Raw genomic sequence first — 18,660 nt, forward strand, 5'->3', positions numbered from 1 at the left:
TGATTAATATATAGTAAACCGCGGTCGAATAGGCGATGGCCAGCGGGCTATTTGATCGGGCGGTAAGGGTAGTAAACATTGCTACGATCGGTTTGAAAGTCTCGTTGTTTTATATCTGAATATAACTGTTATCTTTGCCATGATACATTTATTGAACCTTTTGATCATGAAGAATAATACTAGTGTCTATTTAGCCGCTTTGTTGGCCGCAGCCGGCCTGTCGGCCTGCAATCCTTCTCAAGAACAATCAGCTGACACTGATTCGGTGTCGGTTTTAACGGTGTCGCCTGCGGATTTCGATGCCGACATCGATGGGGACTCCGTTAAGCTTTATACGCTGACAAACGGGACGGCTGTTGCTGCCATTACCAATTACGGCGCGCGCGTGGTTAGTCTGCACGTGCCCGATAAAAACGGGAACCTGGTAGACGTGGTACTTGGCTATAGGGATCTGGCTACTTACCGGCAGCCAGGGGAAGGCTTTTATGGAGCCGTTGTCGGCCGTTACGGAAACCGCATCGCCAAGGGACAGTTTGAGCTGAATGGGCAGCGGTATCAACTGGAACTGAATGACGGACCGAATAGCCTGCATGGCGGTACAAACGGCTTCTTTGCAAAGGTATGGGAAGTCAAACATGTAACGGACAGCAGTCTTGAATTGCAATATGTATCTCCGGATGGAGATGCCGGCTATCCAGGTAAGTTGGAAACGACCGTTGTGTATACGCTGACCTCGGACAATGGGCTGGATATCGCTTATCACGCCACCACGGACAAAGCCACCGTAGTGAATCTGACCAACCACGCCTATTTCAACCTCAGCGGCGAGGGTGACAGCACCATCCTTGATCATTTGCTTACCATCCGTGCAGACGGCTACACTCCGGTCGACGAGACCCTCATTCCCACCGGCGAAATCACGCCCGTGGAAGATACACCTTTTGATTTCCGTCAGCCGACTGCTATTGGCGCGAGAATTGATACGGCCGATGATCAGTTAATGCTGGGCAAGGGGTATGATCACAACTTTGTGCTTAAAAAGGACCCAGGGTTGCAATTGGTGGCTACGGTGGAGAGCCCAAAGACGGGCATTGTGATGGATGTCCTTACGGAAGAGCCTGGGCTGCAGTTTTATAGCGGCAATTTTATGGACAACGTGCAGCACGCCAAGGGTGGAAAGACCTACGGATATCGCTCGGCGTTTTGCTTGGAAACCCAGCATTTCCCGGACGCACCCAATAGGCCGGATTTCCCTACCACCGTTTTGGAAAAAGGTTCGGAATATAAGACAAGGACGGTATACCAGTTCCGGGCCCAATAAGTAGGACCAAAGGGGATGCTTGATCCGTAATGAGTGTTTTTAATATTGTTATTGCGTTACTTTCGGTTTTTAGCATTATCCTGCTATCCGTTACGTTCTTCATCCCCGCCGATTCTGAAATATATCAGTTGATCGGATATTTTGATTTTTCACTTTGCGCCATTTTCCTGATTGACTTTTTCAGGCAGGTTTACCATGCCCCGAATAAATGGAGATATCTTTATACGACGGGGTGGCTTGATCTGTTGTCTTCTATTCCGATGGTGTCTGAATTCCGCTATATTCGAATTTTCCGGGTTTTCCGGGTATTGCGGATCATCAAATCCTTTAAGTTACTGATTTCGTTTATTCGGCACAATAGAGCCGCAACATTATACGGATTCGTGGTATTCACTTCCTATACAACCCTCGTGCTGTGCACCACGGCAGTATTGTATGTGGAACAGGATATAGGCAATATCGTAACCGCCGAGGATGCTTTGTGGTGGAGTTACATCACAATCACCACGGTAGGGTACGGCGACTTTTATCCGGTAACGACTACTGGCAAAGCCCTGGCATCTGTGCTCATCTTCTGTGGTATCGCGACTTTTGGTACCGCAATATCGTATCTCAACGAAAAGGTAGAATCGTTTAAAAAACAATAGCATCAACGCATATGCTTCTATTTGTTTATCAGCTCTGCCATTGCATAGTCATGGCTCTTGGCGACGCTTTCGAACGGATCAATAGTGATGACATCCTGTTCAACAAACGCATATTGTAGTCCGGCTGTTTTTCCCTCCGCCATTATTTTTTTAAAGTCGATGCTTCCGGTTCCGACCTCGGCATAGGTAATCGCCGACGTGATTTCCATTACCGATTTATTGTCATAATCCGGGCCGATAACCGGCGCAGTATTGTCCGGATCCATGTCTTTGATGTGCCACAGCGGGAAACGTCCCGGATACTGTTCGAAATAAGATAAGCTATCCGTTCCAGATTTTTCGCTCCAAAACAGGTCCAGTTCAAAAACGACGAGGTCGCTATCCGTATTATCGATCAGGATGTCTAATCCTTTGCTGCCATCCGCCAGCGTACGGAACTCCCAGAAGTGATTGTGGTAGCCAACTTTAAGCCCAGCTTTAGCCGCAAGCGTTCCGCCTTTATTCAGCTGGTCTGCCATGAAGCGGTAGTCGTCTGCGGTAAGCTTGTCGATCAGCAACAGCGGGGGTACAGGGGCAATCAAGTAGCGCTGGCCCAGCTCGGCTGCGGTATCGATATAACGTTTGAGCAGCTCCTCGCTGCCATTTCCAGGCGTCAGAAATTCGTCGAGCAGATAATGTCCGCTGTGGGTCTCTAAGCGGTTTTCGTCCAACTGCCTGCGCAAACTGCCGACGTTTAGCCCCCAAAAAGTGGCCTTACCGCCCATATTGATTTCAGCACCGAACGTTTCGACATGATTGTATCCGATTTCAGCCACACGGGCAAGCGTTTTAGTTGGGTTTTCAGCCAATTGATCGCGCAGGGTATAGAGCTGCAGGCCGAGTTCCCTAACGGAAGCAACCGGCGGTTGCGAAGCGCAGGAAAACAAGGAAGGGGTGAGGTACGCAGCTGCCACGCCTACGCCTGCCTGTTTTAAAAATGATCGTCTATTGGTATTCATATGAGGCGAAATGTGATGTGTGGATAAACAGTCGGTTTCGGTATCAGCTGAAATAAATGTATGCGGCTAAAATGAGCGCAATAATTCCCACAGAGGCAATGACATCCCATCTGGTCCAGCTTGCCCGGCTGGTTTCTTTGTGTTCTTCCGTAACGGTACCAAAGGTAAGCCCCTCAATCTTAGCATACGATGGCGGCGCCGTGGCGTAGCTTACCACGAACATAACTGCCAAACTGATCAAGAAGATTATCAGGCTGTAGTATTGAAAAAACATGTTATTTAAAATCCATAAGAAAGAGCCTTCCGTATAGGCAAACCCTTCCGACAATTTGACGGGCGTGTCTATGGCTAGGCGCAACAGACCAAGAAAAAACCCGGCGTACAAAGCTGCTAAGCATCCCTTGGAATTCAGTCGCTTATGGAAGATCCCGGCAAAAAAGACGACCGCAATGGGCGGGGCAAGATAAGCTTGAACACCTTGGAGATAGTCGTAGAGCCCCCGTCCGCCTCGTATGACCGGAATCCATAGCAAGCCGATAATGATCATTACCACGGTGGCGAAACGTCCCACCCATACCAAGGTTCGCTGGGGGACATTAGGGCGCAGTCTGGAATAGAAATCGATGGTAAAGAGGGTGGACGACGCATTGAATGCACCGGCAAGCGAACTCATCAATGCAGCAAGCAACCCGGCAACAACCAGCCCCCGTATGCCTACGGGCAGGACGTGAGCAACCATCAGGGGAAACGCCTGCTGCGCATTGTCGCGTATAATTTCGCCATCATCGCCGATTAGCTGATCGGTCAGTGCGGGAAGTTTCCCGCTGGAGGCCAACGCGTAGCAGATCATGCCGGGAATGATAAAAATGAACACCGGGAATAGCTTGAAAAAAGCAGCGGCGATGGATCCCCTTCTTGCTTCAGTTTCATTGCGCGCGCCCAGCACGCGTTGTACGATATACTGGTCCGTTGTCCAGTACCAGAGGCCGATGATGGGTGCACAGAACAGCATGCCGACCCACGGATAGTTGTCATTGAAGTACCAGGCCATCCTGCCCGTTTCTTTTACCGGGCTCCAAGTGCCTTCCACGCCTTCCGGTACCAACGGCTTCCAAAGGTTAAACATCTCGTCGCCTACGGTAGCCCGCAGTTCCGACCAGCCGCCGATCGCTTGCAACCCGAGGATGGTTACCAGTGCCGAACCGATAATCAGTACCACCGTTTGGAACGCCTCCGTGTAAGCAACCGCCTTCATGCCGCCCACGGCCGTATACAATCCCGTGAGGAGAATGATCAGCACAGAGCCCACCCAGAAGCTGTCGAATCCCATGAAGGTTACTTCCGGTAGCAAGCTCGTGAAAACCATTCCGCCGGCGTACACGCCGACGGCGAGCTTCGTTAACACATAAGCAACCAATGAGATGGCCGAGAGTACTGTTCTTGCACGGGGAGAAAAACGCCGCTCCAAAAACTCGGGCATGGTAAACACTTTGGAGCGCATATAGAAAGGCACGAGTATCCAGGCAAGGACCAGCAGGCACCATGCATGCAGTTCGTAGTGCGCCATGGCCACACCGTCAGTAGCGCCCGATCCCGCTAGCCCTACGAGGTGCTCCGAACCGATGTTGGAGGCAAAGATGGATGCACCGATGACGAACCATCCAAGGCTCTTTCCGGCGAGAAAATAGTCCTGCGCCGAATCATTCCGCTTCCTCATGGACCAGATGGCTATACCTGCCACCAATAAAAAGTAAAAGGCTATGACGAACCAATCGAGTGTTTCAAGGAGTTGCATAACGGTTTATAATTTGGGTTAAAGTTAGTACATTTTTAATTGAAGTTATCGGATTTTGTAATACACATCATTCCATTGGATTTCCTTTTGAAATTCGGTCAGGCGCGTGTCTTTGCCGATGTGAAGCAGCTCAATACCGGCTATTGACGCAAAGTCCCTGAAGTATTCCACGGAGAGGTTCTGACTGTACACCGTGTGGTGTGCACCGCCTGCGTAGATCCATGCGGTGCAGCCGGTGTTCATGTCAGGCAGCGGCCGCCATAATACTCGGGCTACCGGTAATTTAGGAAGGCCGTGCTGCGGTTCCTGTGCCTCGACGTCATTTACAATCAGCCTAAAACGATCGCCCATGTCGACAAGGCTCGCATTGAGTGCTGGGCCTCCCGCAGCGTCGAAAACCAGCCTAGCAGGATCTTCTTTACCGCCAATACCCAGCGGATGCACTTCCAGTTTGGGCTTCCCATTGGCCAGGGCCGGGTCCACTTCGAGCATATGGGCTCCAAGTACCATGGTATTTGAAGGGTCTAAATGGTAGGTATAGTCTTCCATGAAAGCGTTGCCTCCAGGCATTCCGGCGGCCATGACCTTTGCTGCGCGGACCAGTACGGCGGTCTTCCAGTCGCCTTCACCGGCATAGCCGAATCCTGCCTGCATAAGCCGTTGCGTGGCGATGCCGGGCAACTGCTTCAAGCCATGCAGGTCTTCGAATGTGTTGGAGAATCCCTTGAAACCGCCGTCTACGAGGAATTGCCGCAGGCCGATTTCAATCTGCGCCGCATCGCGCACGTTCTGGTGTTTGTCGCCGCCGTGCCGCACGTTTGCGGCCAGGGTATACGTATGCTCATATTCGTCGATCAACTGATCGATCTGGGCCTCAGAGACAGCATTGACTACCTGCACCAGATCGCCCACCGCGTGGGTGTTGACGGAAAAGCCGAATTCGGCCTCGGCGGTGACTTTATCGCCGTCGGTAACCGCCACATTTCGCATATTATCGCCGAAGCGGGCGAATTGCGCGCCCTGCCAGTCGTGCCAAGCTGCCGCGGCGCGGGCCCACACGTTGATCTGATTAAGCACGTTACCGTCCCGCCAGTGGCCTGTGATTACCTTGCGGTTGATGCGTAGCTTGGAGACGATATGACCGAATTCACGGTCGCCATGCGCGCTTTGGTTGAGGTTCATGAAATCCATATCAATACTGTCCCACGGAATATCGCGGTTATATTGTGTGTGGAGATGCAGCAACGGCTTGTTCAGAATCTTCAGTCCCCGTATCCACATTTTTGCGGGAGAGAACGTGTGCATCCAGGTGATGATCCCGATACAGTTGGTTGCATGGTTCGCATCGGCTATGGCCGCGTAAATCTCATCAGAGGTTTTGACGATAGGTTTGAAAACCACGCTGACGGGGATTTGTGCCGACTGGTCTAAGTAGCGTGCGATTTCTTCTGCGTGTATGGCCGCCTGCCGGAGTGTTTCTTCTCCATAAAGATGCTGGCTCCCGGTGAGGAACCACAATTCCAAGTTCTTAAGATTGATCATTTTTTGTTTTCGCTGGATGTTCCTGTTCTTTCTTGCTTATTCCTAGTTCCTGCTCCGTTGTCCACATTACGACTGGCCATAATACGAATCCGGCCCGTGTTTCCGTTCATAATGCTTTTTGATGAGCGAATCCTTAAGCCGTGGCGCTCTGGGATTGATTTGCTCAGTTAGTGCGGCCATTTTCGCCACATATTCCAGAACTGCGCTATTATAGACGGCTTTTTCCCCGGTTGCTCCCCAAGTAAACGGCGCATGGTTACCCACCAATATCATTTCTACCTCGCGGTAATCGAGCTGTTGCTGCTCAAAATGATTGATGATCTGAAATCCCGTTTCGTATTCATAATTCCCCGCAATCTGGCCGTCGGCCATAGGCGGAGCACAGGGGATGTCAGCTGTCAGGTGATCGGCATGCGTGGTGCCATAGATAGGGATGTCGCGCTGGCTTTGGGCCCAAGCCGTCGCATACGTTGAATGGGTATGGACGATTCCGCCGATTGCCGGCCAGTGTTTGTACAATACCGCGTGGGTCTTCGTATCGGACGATGGACGTAAATCGCCCGCCACGACACTCCCATCAAAGTCTACAACGACCATTTTCTCGGGTGTGAGATCGGCATAAGCTACGCCGCTTGGCTTGATGGCGAACACACCCTCTGCATGGTCGGCAACGCTGGCGTTGCCGAAGGTAAACAACACCAGGCCCAAATGGGGCAGTTGCATATTGCAGGCGTAGGCCGATTGTCTGATTGCACTATATTTTTCCATGGTTTAAATCATTGTCCAACCTGTGTTCAATAAATGCGCCCAATTGTTGGTAACGCTGATAGCGCTTGACATATAATGCGGTGTGCTCCGCATTTGGCAGGTATTCCTTATCAAAGCCCTGCCCCATTTGCGCCATAGCATCTTCCACGCGGCTGAAAAGGCCGGCTGCTGTGGCGGCAAACATGGCAGCACCGATGGCACATGTTTGTTCTGACCGGTGCACCTTAATGGGCATGCCGATGACATCGGCCATCATTTGCATCACGAACGGCGATTTGCGAGGTATTCCTCCTAAGGCGATGATTCCTTTCACCGGTATGCCTTCCTCGATAAATCGATCAACGATCCGCTTAGCGCCGAAGGCGGTGGCTTCCACCAACGCGCGGAATAGCCGAGGGGCATCCGTGGCCAGGTCGACTCCGGTGATCGCACCTTTGAGCAGTTGGTTGGCATCGGGCGTGCGCCGGCCGTTTAGCCAGTCGACGGCCAGTTCGCAATGCTCGGCCGGTGGAAGTTGGGCAGCCTGCCTGCTCAGCTCTGCCAGAAGCTGCGTTTCCAGTTGGCGGACGTGATCGCGCAGGGTGTCATCAGGTATGCCCGCAGCCAATGCGTTCAATGGCCACGATAGCAGATTTTTAAACCAGGCATACGCATCTCCAAAGGCGGATTGGCCCGCTTCGAGGCCGATCATACCGGGTATGACCGAACCATCCACCTGCCCGCATATTCCGTTGACCAGCTTACCCTCCATCTCATTTCTGGGTGCTACCAGAATATCGCATGTCGATGTTCCGATGATCTTGCTAAGGAAGTAGGGCTCGATTTGTCCGCCCACGGCACCCATGTGGCAGTCAAAGGCACCGATCCCGACCACGACGTCGGTTGTAAGCCCCAGTTTTTCAGCCCATGTCTCGCTTAAGGTACCCGCCGCTTGGTCGGCAGTGAACGTCCGATTTGGCAGTTTCGAAGTGAAATCATCCAATAGCGGATCCAGGGATGCAAAAAAGTCGTTTGAAGGAAAGCCGCCGAATTCCACGGCCCAGAGCGATTTATGCCCTGCAGAACAAACGCCTCGTTTGATGTCGGTAAACCGCTCTCCGCCGCAGAGCAAAAAGGGGATCCAGTCACAATGCTCTACCCATGAGTAGGTAGCGCGACGAACTTCCTCATCCTGGCGGAAGACATGGAGTAGCTTTGCCCAGAACCATTCTGATGAATAGATCCCACCCACGTATCGGAGGTAGTTGGGTTCGAATTTTTTAGCGAGCGCATTGATTTCTGCCGCCTCCGTTATGGATGTGTGGTCTTTCCAAAGCACAAACATGGCGTTGGGATTATCCGCGAACTCCGGCAGCAGGGACAATGGCACGCCCCGCTGGTCTACCGCTACGGGGGTAGATCCGGTCGTATCCGCAGAGATACCTACAATATGCCGTGCGATGGACGCTCCCCCTTGTTTCACGCACGCGCGTACGGTATGTTCCAGCCCCTCAATATAGTCAAGCGGATGCTGTCTGAACCGATTCTGTGCGGGATCGCAGTACAGCCCCCTTTTCCAACGCGGGTATTCGAATACGGATGATGCAACTTCTTCCCCATTTACCGTATTTACCAATACCGAACGTACCGAGTCCGTTCCGAAGTCTACCCCTATTACATAGCTCATATCTATTTCTTTTTACGCAAAACTGGCTAGTGGTGTCTAAATAACATTTAATTAACGAGAATTAAAAGAAAAACGGTAGAAAAATTTGTTTATTGCCCGTATGCCAATGGTTTTAATATTCTGGATTGGACACGAAATTCAGGAACTTTGTAAACTTCTCTTTGTACGTTGCCTTGTCAAGCTTATAATAAAAGGCCCCTTTCTTGGAGTTTTCTTTATCCTTGTCCATTTGTTTAATAAGCAGTCCGGTGGAGCGCAGCTTCCGCGTGAAATTGCGTTTGTCCAATTGTACGTCATACACTTGTTCGTAAAGCGTCAGTATTTGCGGTATGGTAAACTTTTCAGGCAGCAATTCGAACAGTATCGGGTGCAATGCAGCCTTATAGCGCAGTTTCCTTTTTGCGTTTTGTACCATCCGGTCGTGGTCAAAGATAAGCTTTGGTACGCGATTTAGCGGGAACCATTCTGCACGGTAGTCATCACTAAGCTGCTTTTCGTATTTTTTAATATCGACGAGCGCGAAATAGGTGATACTGATGGTCCTTTCGATGGGATCGCGGTTTGGTTCACCAAAAACCAATAGCTGCTCCATGTACACATCTTTCAGCCCGGTGAGCTGCTTGAGCACCCTTGAAGCAGCTTCTTCCGGTTTTTCGTCAGATTGAACAAACCCACCCATAAGACTCCATTTGTCTTTTTCAGGCTCAAATCCTCTTTTGATTAAGAGTAGTTTTAAATTGTAACCATCAAATCCGAAAATAATGCAGTCTACCGCTACCAGAATGCGGGTCTGTTTAACGTACTTTGTCATAACTTCAGGTTTTCTATTGCTGATGTGTTGATGCAATGATAGTTGGATTAAGATGGCATTATTTGACGGAAATTAGCTATTTAACAACAAAATTTATCCTAATTAATACCGATATATTATCCATAAATGACATTATTTTATCATGTCGCCTACCAAGGCGTTCAAAACTACAAATGAATTTTATATTTTAAGTAATTGCAAATGAGTTTTTTACTTTTTTTTTAAAACGGGCATGAAAAAATTATATAATCGTTTTCTTGACATTTAATTAGAAATACCCGAATTTAGTGGTATCGGTTCACGCTTGTTGGACAGACATATCCAGTTATAAACGAATTCGATCTGTAAATGCTCAATTTATGCTTGCTTTTCAGCTTCTTTTTTCATGTTTGCACAACGATGTCAAGCGAGACGTGCACCATTGAAAGCCGAGATAGGCGTTTGCACGTGACCGTTCGATCGGACAACGTGGGTATGCTTTCGTATTCCATAAGTCGTGATGGTGTCCCGGTGATTGAAGGTGGCGCCCTGGGTGTAACCGGGACGAATATTGCTCCGCTAACGGAGCTCCAAATCGTTGATGTGTCTCCTGTTGAACAGATTGACGGCGCTTATGAAATACAGACATCAAAACGTAGGCTGAATACATATGCTGCCAACAGACGGGTGTTGCGCATGCGCAATCGCGATGACCGCGGATATGATTTAATCGTCCAAGCCGCTGACGACGGTGTTGCTTTTCGTTATGCTTTTCCCAATAGCTCAGGAAAACTGCTCATTATTGAGGAAGAGTTAACATCGTTCCGTTTCCCCCAACACGCGAAAAGATGGCTGCAACCCATGGCCGTGGCAAAGTCGGGGTGGGAACAGACCAATCCTTCATATGAGGGGCATTACGTACAAGGCATCCCCGTGGGTACACCAGAGTCGACCGGCACGGGCTGGGTGTATCCAGCGCTGTTTCAGGTGGATAGCGTTTGGGTGCTGATTACCAAAGCCGGTTTGGACGGCGGCTATCCCGGCAGGGACGTGGTGATTGCCCGCCGGGCTGGCCAACGATGGTATATTGCCGGTATTAACGGTGAACCGTGGGAAAAGGAAATGGAGTTGGACTTGACCTTACTAGGCGGAGGCAGCAACACGGTATTGATCACAGACGGGGCCGCTCCTGGTGCGTTTCAAGTGGTAGGGGCAACTCTTACCAACGCTCACACGGTAACAATGAAACCTAATGGCGGTTTTGTTATGATAATAAACCAATAACTCATATAAACGATGATGCATTTGTTTCGAAGTCACTCACACAAACGAACAGGATGGATGGCAGCTGCGATCACGGTGGTCGGTTTTTCGGCGGCTGCCCAAGAAGCGAATTTAGTAAAGCTATCTCCTGCACGATCTGATGTTCAGATCAGCAGACACATCTATGGGCATTTTGCCGAACACCTTGGCCGATGCATTTACGATGGCTTTTATGTGGGCGAAGGGAATGCCGAGATACCCCATACCGACGGTGTTCGGAATGACGTGGTGGAGGCGCTGAAGCAGCTCAGCATTCCCAACTTACGTTGGCCTGGAGGCTGTTTTGCTGATACCTATCATTGGAAAGACGGTATCGGGCCAAAAGACCAGCGACCCACCATTGTGAACACCTGGTGGGGAGGGGTTACGGAAGACAACAGCTTCGGCACGCATGACTTTCTCAACATGTGCGAGTTGCTTGGCACGGAACCTTATTTAGCCGGCAATGTGGCCAGCGGTGAGGTTCAGGAACTGGCCGATTGGGTACAATACGTCAACCATGCCGGCAGGAGCCCGATGGCCGATCTGCGTCAGAAAAACGGTCGTGAAGAGCCATGGAAGGTGAAGTACTGGGGCGTGGGCAACGAGGCTTGGGGCTGCGGTGGCAATATGACACCGGAATATTATGCGGATGTATATCGCCGGTATGCCACTTTTATGAGCGACTGGAATAACTCTGGCGGGGTTTTCCGTATTGCATCAGGAGCAAACAGCTCCGACTATCACTGGACGGAAACACTGATGAAAAACATACCTCATCTCCTGCTTGAGGGCGTAGCTTTACACCACTATGCGGTAATCGATTGGAGCAATAAAGGCCCTTCCACGACCTATTCGGATAAACAGTATTTCCAAACGATGAAATCGGCCTGGAAAATGGAAGAGCTGGTCACCAGACACACGGCTATAATGGATAAATACGATCCGGAGAAAAACGTGGCGCTGGTTGTGGATGAATGGGGCGGTTGGTACGACGTCGAACCAGGCACAAATCCCGGATTCCTGTACCAACAGAATACCATGCGCGATGCCATGATCGCCGGCGTCACGCTGAATATTTTCAACAACCATGCGGAGCGGGTGCGCATGGCCAACCTGGCCCAAACCATCAACGTGTTGCAAGCCGTCATTCTTACCGACGGCGACAAGATGGTTCTGACGCCTACCTTTCACGTAATGGAAATGTACAAGGTGCATCAGGATGCGGCGTTGATCCCGGTTTCGGTTCAATCGGCTAACCTGACGATGGATGGAGAGGAACTGCCGGCAGTTTCGGCATCGGCATCGGCAGACAGCTTAGGTAATACTCATGTTTCACTAGTGAACATCCATCCAACGGACAAACAGGAGATACGCGTGGATCTCGGCAAGGCCTACCGATCGGTCGAAGGTCGGTTGCTGACCGCTGGAGACTTACGAGCGTATAATTCTTTTGACGCCCCGGAAACGGTTGTGCCTACAGGGTATCAAGGCGCACGACTGCGAGAAAATCAATTAACCGTCTCGCTGCCACCGTTTTCGGTGGTAGTGCTTAAACTAAGATGATCATGAATAGGCTATCGAGACTTACGGTGTTAACGGGGGTGTGTACGTGGCATGTGGTCACGGCTTTCGCCCAACCGGTCGCCCTGACAGTAGATGTAAACCATATCAAAGGAGAGGTTAACCCTGGCATCTGGGGGCTCTTTTTCGAAGACATCAACATGGGTGCCGACGGCGGAATATATGCCGAGTTAATAAAAAACCGGTCCTTTGAATTTTTCCGGCCTATGATGGGATGGCAAACATTGGGCAAGGCTCCGGAAGGAGGTTTACTGGTACTCAACAGGCAGGAGCAAAAAGAAGCAAATCCCCGCTTCCTGCGGGTCAATACGGAGGGGACGGGGGAGGAAGGTCTGGGGCTGAGCAATGAGGGGTTCCGCGGTATGGGGATTAAAGCGGGGCTCCGCTACGATTTTTCGGTCATGTACCGGCAGCGCAGGCCGGGAATCAGCTTGCGGTTGGAATTGGTGGACAGCGCTGGCCGTGTGATTGGAAAAGGAAAGCTGGAACCGGCAACCGATGCGGAGGGCTGGCAGAAGCAGTCGGCAGGCTTCCGTGCAACGGCTACACATCCCAAGGCTCGGCTCAACATTTGGTTTGAAGGCGAGGGCGAAATCGACTTGGACATGATTTCCTTATTCCCAGAAGATACCTGGAAAGGGCGGCCGGGTGGCTTGCGGAGGGATATGGTCCAGCTGCTGGCGGATATGCAACCTGGGTTCCTGCGGTTCCCGGGCGGCTGTATCGTGGAAGGCTATGACCTCTCGCAGCGCTTCCAATGGAAAAAGACGGTTGGCCCTATTGAAGAACGGCAGCAGGTGATCAATCGTTGGAATTTTGAGTTCCGCCACCGCCCCACGCCCGACTACTTCCAAACCTTCGGACTTGGATTTTTTGAATATTTTCAGCTGGCCGAAGACATTGGTGCCGACCCAATGCCCATCCTCAACTGCGGTATGGCCTGCCAGTTCAACACGGCGGAGTTGGTACCTATGGATCAGCTGGACGAGTACGTGCACGATGCCTTGGATCTCATCGAGTTCGCCAACGGCGATGTCACCACCCGGTGGGGCAAGCTCCGGGCCGACATGGGACATCCTGCGCCGTTCAACCTGAAGGTGCTCGGGGTGGGCAACGAAAACTGGGGACCGCAATATGTAGAGCGGCTGGCGGTGTTCAAGAAGGCACTCAACGAGATACATCCTGAAATTGCCATCATAGCCAGCTCAGGCACCGACCCGAACGGCGAACGTTTCGATTACCTGGATAGCGAACTGCGTAAAATGCAGGTAGATATCATTGATGAGCATTACTACCGCCATCCCGACTGGTTCTTTGAAAATGCATCGAGATACGACGAATACGATCGTCATGGCCCGAAAATATTTGCTGGGGAATATGCCGCCCAAAGTGTTCGTATCGCCAGTCCGGACAATAAAAATAATTGGCTTACGGCCCTTTCAGAAGCAGCCTTTCTTACGGGCGTGGAACGTAATGCCGACGTGGTCACGCTCGCTTCCTATGCGCCGCTGTTCGGCCATGTCGATGGATGGCAATGGACGCCCGACCTGATCTGGGTGGAGTCCGAAGCCAGAAATTGGGTTAGCCGCATCCGTTTCCGGGCGGGATTGCCGGCAATTACCGCTTCGGGCGCTGCGCTGCGCAATGCGTACCGCAATGAGCGGCGTATTGAGCTGGCGTATGAAGAGCACCGGTTCCACGATGCCCGTAGATGGATGATTGCGGCAGAAACCCTCGGCCGGAAGGTGGGTATTGTCCGTATATTCGGACGGCTGAAGCCCGGAAGCTCGGTATCCGTATATCGCTACGATCCAGAAAGCTACGATCACACCTATACGGTGGGCACGATAGATCCGGGTATCGAAAACCGGCAGTGGTTGGACAAAATGTATTTCATTGCCATTCACCGGGATGAAATGAACCGGAACAACAAACTGGTGCAGAACCCGGGTTACTGATACATCAATATGCGATAATTTTATTTAAGCTCCTGGCTACCCGCCGGGGGCTTTTTTTGTGCTCGGTTTTTTTTACATTTGTAATTCAGAATTATAAACTTAATATCCTCAACCGATGACGCTAAAACGATGGGTGATTATGGCTGTGGCTATTTTTGGCTGCTCAACAAGTGTGTGGTCGACAGGTAATCCTAAAGTAAAATACTTGGGTATTGAGCACGGGCTTTCCAATAATTACGTAACGACAATTTTCCAAGACACCTACGGATTTATGTGGTTTGGTACCGCCGACGGCGTCAATCGCTACGACGGGTACCAGTTTAAAGTATATAAAAACCAGCCTGATAACCCAGCTTCTCTGCTGGATAATAGGATTACCGATGTCATCGAAGACCATCATGGGTCGATTTGGGTAGCAACAAAGAAGGGGGTATCGATATTGGATGAAAAAGGCTCGGGCTTCATACACCTGCGTTATAAGGTTGCGCGGAGTGGAGACTCCGCGCTGACTGATTTTGCCGTCAGCAGCATGGCACTTGGGAGCGAAGGGGACCTGTTTGTGGCAAGTGAGCAAGCGGGTTTGCTTCGTGTCTCCAAGAACGATGCCTTTCTCGCCTCGCAAATACCTTACGTCCATGCAAGTGGCATGCAGTACAACTACCATGTGCAGGCCATGGACATCGACCCCAGTGGGGTGTTATGGCTGGTCATTCATGACATTGGCCTTTGCTACCGCGATGCCGCCGATGGCACCATAAGATTGAAATCACCCTATGTCAGATCCGTGACCTGCATGAAAGTGGATGGCGAAGGCCGAATTTGGCTGGGCACTGACCAAGGCTTGTATCGGTACCATATCAAGGAAGACCAGTATAACCGTTATACGAGACAGCATGGCCTGTCCGCAAATGTCATAGCCTCGTTGAGTCTCGGTCGCGACCAGCACCTATGGGTAGGCACCGACGGCGGTGGCATCACCGTTATTGATCGCGACGGGCATTTCGGCTATTTTACGGGTGCTGAGCACAACGGTGTGCTCACGAGCGGCGCCGTATTTGCTGTGTATGAAGATGCCGAGGCACGGCATTGGATTGGTACATTGCGGGGCGGGGTCAACATCATCGACCCAAAAACGAGCCGTTTCAAGCTGGTGCGGCACAGTGGGCAGCAATATACCGTCTGCGACAATGACTTTATCCTCTCATTCGCTGAAGACGATGATGGTACGCTCTGGATAGGCACGGATGGCAGCGGCTTGGTTCATTGGAATCGCGACAACAATACATTTGCATACTATAAGCATGCAGCGGACAGGCCTGGTTCGTTGAGCAACAATTTCGTCACAAGTGTGATTTGCGACAATCAAGGGGATATTTGGGCCACCACCTATGGCGGAGGTATCAACCGGTTCAATAGACACACAGGGGAATTCACTCGGTATGCATGTTTCAATTCACAGGCAAATTACGAAAACCGAAATGTGTGGAAAATTTATGAAGATAGCCAGGGGCGACTTTGGGCTACCACCCTGCTGGGTGGTGGCTTGTATTTGTTTAATAGAGACCGAAATATTTTCGAATTGTACGATGCGACCATACAAGATGTATTGTCGGTGACGGAAGATGAAGCGGGAGTATTTTGGTTGGGAACTTTTTCAGCACTCATCAAACTTGACACGAGGCTCCGTACGGTTTCACGGATTCCGATAGCCCACTCGGTACGTGCAATCCACTCGGGCCACAACGATAGCCTGTGGGTGGGAACGGAAGGTAGCGGGTTGCTTCTGGTCGATAAAAAGACAGGGCATTATCGGCAGCTCACGGAATCGGATGGATTGCCAAGTAACGCCATCCTGAATCTACTGCAGGATAGCAAGGGGAATTTTTGGTTATCCACATTCAGCGGGCTGTGCAAGTTCGACCCCATAAGCGATGAAATCTGCAACTTTTATGAGTCCGATGGCTTGCAGAGTAACCAGTTCAACTACAATGCTGCCCTGAAGCTGCGTAGCGGGGAATTTGTATTCGGCGGGATCAAAGGATTTAACCTGTTCTTTCCGGATAGCATCAGAAATTTTCATACCGTTCCCAAATTGGTACTTACAGATCTCCGGATAAACAACAAATCCTATGAGCGATATCCCAAAATGAATGGTGTAGGCAATGTTCTCAACGCCAGTGGTTTGGAAGTTCCATACAGTGATGCAGTGCTTTCCTTCAGCTTTTCGGCTTTAGAGTATTCCTCGCCAGACAAAATTAAATACGCTTATATGCTGGAAGGTTGGGACAAAGACTGGAACTATGTAGACGGGCAGCGTACGGCGCACTACTCACGGTTAAATGAAGGGAATTATACGCTGCGCATAAAATCGACCAACGCCGATGGCGTATGGTCGCCGCATGAACGTACATTGTCCGTCCACGTATTGCCGCCGTGGTGGCGAACCCGTTGGGCCTATGGGATTTACCTACTGCTAGGTATGGCGAGTGTATATGGCTATGTTTATTACGACCGTAGGCAAACAAAACTCAGCTATGAGGTTGAGTTGGCCCGCATGGAGGTGAAAAAAGAGAAGGAACTGAATGAGAAAAAGCTGGCTTTTTTTACCCATATCTCACACGAGTTCCGGACACCGCTAACCTTGATCGTTAACCCCATCAAGGAGTTGTTGTACAGTGAAAACAAGGTGGTAGACAGTGAGGAACTAGCTATGGTGTACCGAAATTCCAAGCGCCTCTTGGGACTGGTGGATCAATTGCTGCTTTTCCGAAAAGCTGACAGTGGGGAGGATCGGCTGCGCTTGGTACGCCTCAACATGGTGACCCTGTGCAGGGAAGTTTTTTTCAGCTTCAAGCAACATGCTGAGTCGCGCAGAATCGACTACCGGTTCGAATGTGCCGACGAAGCTATGGTACTTTTTGCCGACCGCGAAAAAATGGAAATTGTGCTGTTCAATCTGATCAGCAATGCCCTGAAATTTACGCCAGAAGGCGGCGAGGTGATCGTTGCACTGCAATGGGGAAACGGGGATATGTGTGTGACGGTGTCTGATACTGGCTGTGGTGTCCCAGCAGATTTGGCCGACCGCGTGTTCGACAGCTTTTACCGTGATTCCGCTAGCAACGGAAGTGGCGTGAGTGGATTCGGTATTGGCCTGTTTTTGGTCAAGAAATTTGTAGAGGCCCATGCAGGAACCATTGGCTATACGAGTACTGACGGAAGGGGGACACGCTTCACCGTTACCTTGCGGCAGGGCCGGCAGCATTTTGAAAACCAATACGTGTTTGAAGATGTGGGCGAACACTCCATGTTTTTGGATGAGTTGATGCCGGAAAGCGAAAACCTGTCAACGGCGACAGATAAAATGGCCAAAGACGAAATGAAGGAAATCTCAGAACTGGTGACCGACTCGCCCGTGATGTTGGTAATAGATGACAACACTCAAATCCGGCACTATATTCAGCGGATATTCAATGGGCGTTGCATGGTCTATCATGCTGCTACTGGAGAAGAAGGGCTTCGCTTGGCGAAGAAGTATCAACCCGATATCGTGCTATGTGACGTGGTGATGGGCGACCTATCCGGCATCGACCTTTGCACCCACATCAAACACGACCCTGTGATGAGTCATATCCCTGTTATCTTGCTCACAGCAAGTTCGTCGGAAGAAGTGAAACTCAAAGGCATTGAGTGTGGTGCCGACGATTACATTACCAAGCCTTTCGACAAGGAGCTGTTGGTGGCACGTGTGTCGGGTGTGCTCAAGAGCCGAAGCCAATTGCAGCAATATTTTTTTAATGAAGTGACGCTGCGTTCCCAAGACTTTAAGATATCTTCGGAATACACCGACTTCCTGAATACTTGCATCGCTACCGTGGAGAAACATTTGGATAACCCCGATTTCAATGTTAAGATACTTGCTGATGAGGTAGGGATGAGCCACTCCAACCTTTACAAAAAAATCAAATCCATTTCGGGTAAATCAGCCAATGAGTTTATCCGATTTATCCGGCTACGGAAAGTGGCACAACTGCTCATCAGCACTGATTGCAACGTCAGCGAAGCGGCGTATGCTGCGGGTTTCAATGACATCAAGTATTTCCGCGAACAGTTTTTTAAGCTGTTCGGCACAAAACCTTCAGATTACAAAAAAAGATTCAGAGACACGTTTAGACGGAGTTATAACGTGAAGCGTACTTGACGCCGCTTGTTGGCCAAGAAGTGGATATACCCCCCTTTTTAGATGAATTTCACCCCTTATCAGGAAGTGCTGGCAACCGATTTTTGTC

12 protein-coding genes are annotated in these 18,660 nt (G+C 50.5%); 6 read left to right on the forward strand and 6 right to left on the reverse strand.

What is annotated here, in order from left to right; all coding sequences use genetic code 11:
* Positions 1-166 precede the first annotated feature (166 nt).
* Positions 167-1,321, forward strand: a complete 1,155-nt coding sequence (locus ACFOET_RS13415; protein ID WP_379023476.1) for an aldose epimerase family protein — start codon at positions 167-169, stop codon at positions 1,319-1,321.
* A gap of 29 nt (positions 1,322-1,350) precedes the next feature.
* Complete coding sequence (locus tag ACFOET_RS13420; RefSeq protein WP_379023478.1) at positions 1,351-1,968, forward strand: potassium channel family protein; 618 nt, start codon at positions 1,351-1,353, stop codon at positions 1,966-1,968.
* Between the two features lie 17 nt (positions 1,969-1,985).
* Here ACFOET_RS13420 and ACFOET_RS13425 read toward each other — a convergent pair whose 3' ends face one another.
* The 6 genes from ACFOET_RS13425 to ACFOET_RS13450 all read right to left on the reverse strand — a co-directional run bounded on the left by ACFOET_RS13425 (position 1,986) and on the right by ACFOET_RS13450 (position 9,548).
* Positions 1,986-2,966, reverse strand: coding sequence for a sugar phosphate isomerase/epimerase family protein (locus ACFOET_RS13425; RefSeq protein ID WP_379023480.1), 981 nt, complete (start codon positions 2,964-2,966; stop codon positions 1,986-1,988).
* A gap of 43 nt (positions 2,967-3,009) precedes the next feature.
* A complete protein-coding gene (locus tag ACFOET_RS13430; protein WP_379023482.1) occupies positions 3,010-4,761 on the reverse strand; it encodes a sodium:solute symporter in 1,752 nt (583 codons plus the stop codon).
* A 45-nt stretch (positions 4,762-4,806) separates the two neighbouring features.
* The gene (gene araA, locus ACFOET_RS13435) at positions 4,807-6,303 is read right to left on the reverse strand and encodes an L-arabinose isomerase (RefSeq protein WP_379023484.1); all 1,497 of its coding nucleotides are present in this window, start codon (positions 6,301-6,303) and stop codon (positions 4,807-4,809) included.
* A 66-nt stretch (positions 6,304-6,369) separates the two neighbouring features.
* Complete coding sequence (gene araD / locus ACFOET_RS13440) at positions 6,370-7,071, reverse strand: L-ribulose-5-phosphate 4-epimerase AraD (RefSeq protein WP_379023486.1); 702 nt, start codon at positions 7,069-7,071, stop codon at positions 6,370-6,372.
* The gene (locus ACFOET_RS13445; RefSeq protein ID WP_379023488.1) at positions 7,058-8,737 is read right to left on the reverse strand and encodes a ribulokinase; all 1,680 of its coding nucleotides are present in this window, start codon (positions 8,735-8,737) and stop codon (positions 7,058-7,060) included. Before ACFOET_RS13445 ends, araD begins: the two co-directional genes overlap by 14 nt.
* A 112-nt stretch (positions 8,738-8,849) precedes the next feature.
* The gene (locus tag ACFOET_RS13450; RefSeq protein ID WP_379023490.1) at positions 8,850-9,548 is read right to left on the reverse strand and encodes an NUDIX hydrolase; all 699 of its coding nucleotides are present in this window, start codon (positions 9,546-9,548) and stop codon (positions 8,850-8,852) included.
* 399 nt (positions 9,549-9,947) lie between these two features.
* Here ACFOET_RS13450 and ACFOET_RS13455 point away from each other — a divergent pair, with 399 nt between their 5' ends.
* The 4 genes from ACFOET_RS13455 to ACFOET_RS13470 all read left to right on the forward strand — a co-directional run bounded on the left by ACFOET_RS13455 (position 9,948) and on the right by ACFOET_RS13470 (position 18,572).
* Positions 9,948-10,811 carry a glycoside hydrolase family 97 N-terminal domain-containing protein gene (locus ACFOET_RS13455; RefSeq protein WP_379023492.1) on the forward strand — a complete coding sequence of 288 codons (864 nt, stop codon included), beginning with the start codon at positions 9,948-9,950 and terminating at the stop codon, positions 10,809-10,811.
* Positions 10,812-10,868: 57 nt separating this feature from the next.
* Positions 10,869-12,395 carry an alpha-N-arabinofuranosidase gene (locus ACFOET_RS13460; RefSeq protein WP_379023494.1) on the forward strand — a complete coding sequence of 509 codons (1,527 nt, stop codon included), beginning with the start codon at positions 10,869-10,871 and terminating at the stop codon, positions 12,393-12,395.
* 2 nt (positions 12,396-12,397) lie between these two features.
* Positions 12,398-14,371 (forward strand): RagB/SusD family nutrient uptake outer membrane protein, encoded by a 1,974-nt coding sequence (locus tag ACFOET_RS13465; protein WP_379023496.1) that lies wholly within the window; start codon positions 12,398-12,400, stop codon positions 14,369-14,371.
* 115 nt (positions 14,372-14,486) lie between these two features.
* Positions 14,487-18,572, forward strand: a complete 4,086-nt coding sequence (locus ACFOET_RS13470; RefSeq protein ID WP_379023498.1) for a two-component regulator propeller domain-containing protein — start codon at positions 14,487-14,489, stop codon at positions 18,570-18,572.
* Positions 18,573-18,660 lie beyond the last annotated feature (88 nt).

The sequence above is a fragment of the Parapedobacter deserti genome, assembly GCF_042646065.1.
Lineage (GTDB): Bacteria > Bacteroidota > Bacteroidia > Sphingobacteriales > Sphingobacteriaceae > Parapedobacter > Parapedobacter deserti.

Coding starts and splice junctions, on each gene's coding strand:
- ACFOET_RS13430 (WP_379023482.1), bottom strand. CDS start 4,761: ATGCAACTCCTTGAAACACTCGATTGGTTCGTCATAGCCTTTTACTTT.
- ACFOET_RS13460 (WP_379023494.1), top strand. CDS start 10,869: ATGGCAGCTGCGATCACGGTGGTCGGTTTTTCGGCGGCTGCCCAAGAA.
- ACFOET_RS13450 (WP_379023490.1), bottom strand. CDS start 9,548: ATGACAAAGTACGTTAAACAGACCCGCATTCTGGTAGCGGTAGACTGC.
- araA (WP_379023484.1), bottom strand. CDS start 6,303: ATGATCAATCTTAAGAACTTGGAATTGTGGTTCCTCACCGGGAGCCAG.
- ACFOET_RS13455 (WP_379023492.1), top strand. CDS start 9,948: ATGTCAAGCGAGACGTGCACCATTGAAAGCCGAGATAGGCGTTTGCAC.
- ACFOET_RS13425 (WP_379023480.1), bottom strand. CDS start 2,966: ATGAATACCAATAGACGATCATTTTTAAAACAGGCAGGCGTAGGCGTG.
- ACFOET_RS13420 (WP_379023478.1), top strand. CDS start 1,351: ATGAGTGTTTTTAATATTGTTATTGCGTTACTTTCGGTTTTTAGCATT.
- ACFOET_RS13415 (WP_379023476.1), top strand. CDS start 167: ATGAAGAATAATACTAGTGTCTATTTAGCCGCTTTGTTGGCCGCAGCC.
- araD (WP_379023486.1), bottom strand. CDS start 7,071: ATGGAAAAATATAGTGCAATCAGACAATCGGCCTACGCCTGCAATATG.
- ACFOET_RS13445 (WP_379023488.1), bottom strand. CDS start 8,737: ATGAGCTATGTAATAGGGGTAGACTTCGGAACGGACTCGGTACGTTCG.
- ACFOET_RS13470 (WP_379023498.1), top strand. CDS start 14,487: ATGACGCTAAAACGATGGGTGATTATGGCTGTGGCTATTTTTGGCTGC.
- ACFOET_RS13465 (WP_379023496.1), top strand. CDS start 12,398: ATGAATAGGCTATCGAGACTTACGGTGTTAACGGGGGTGTGTACGTGG.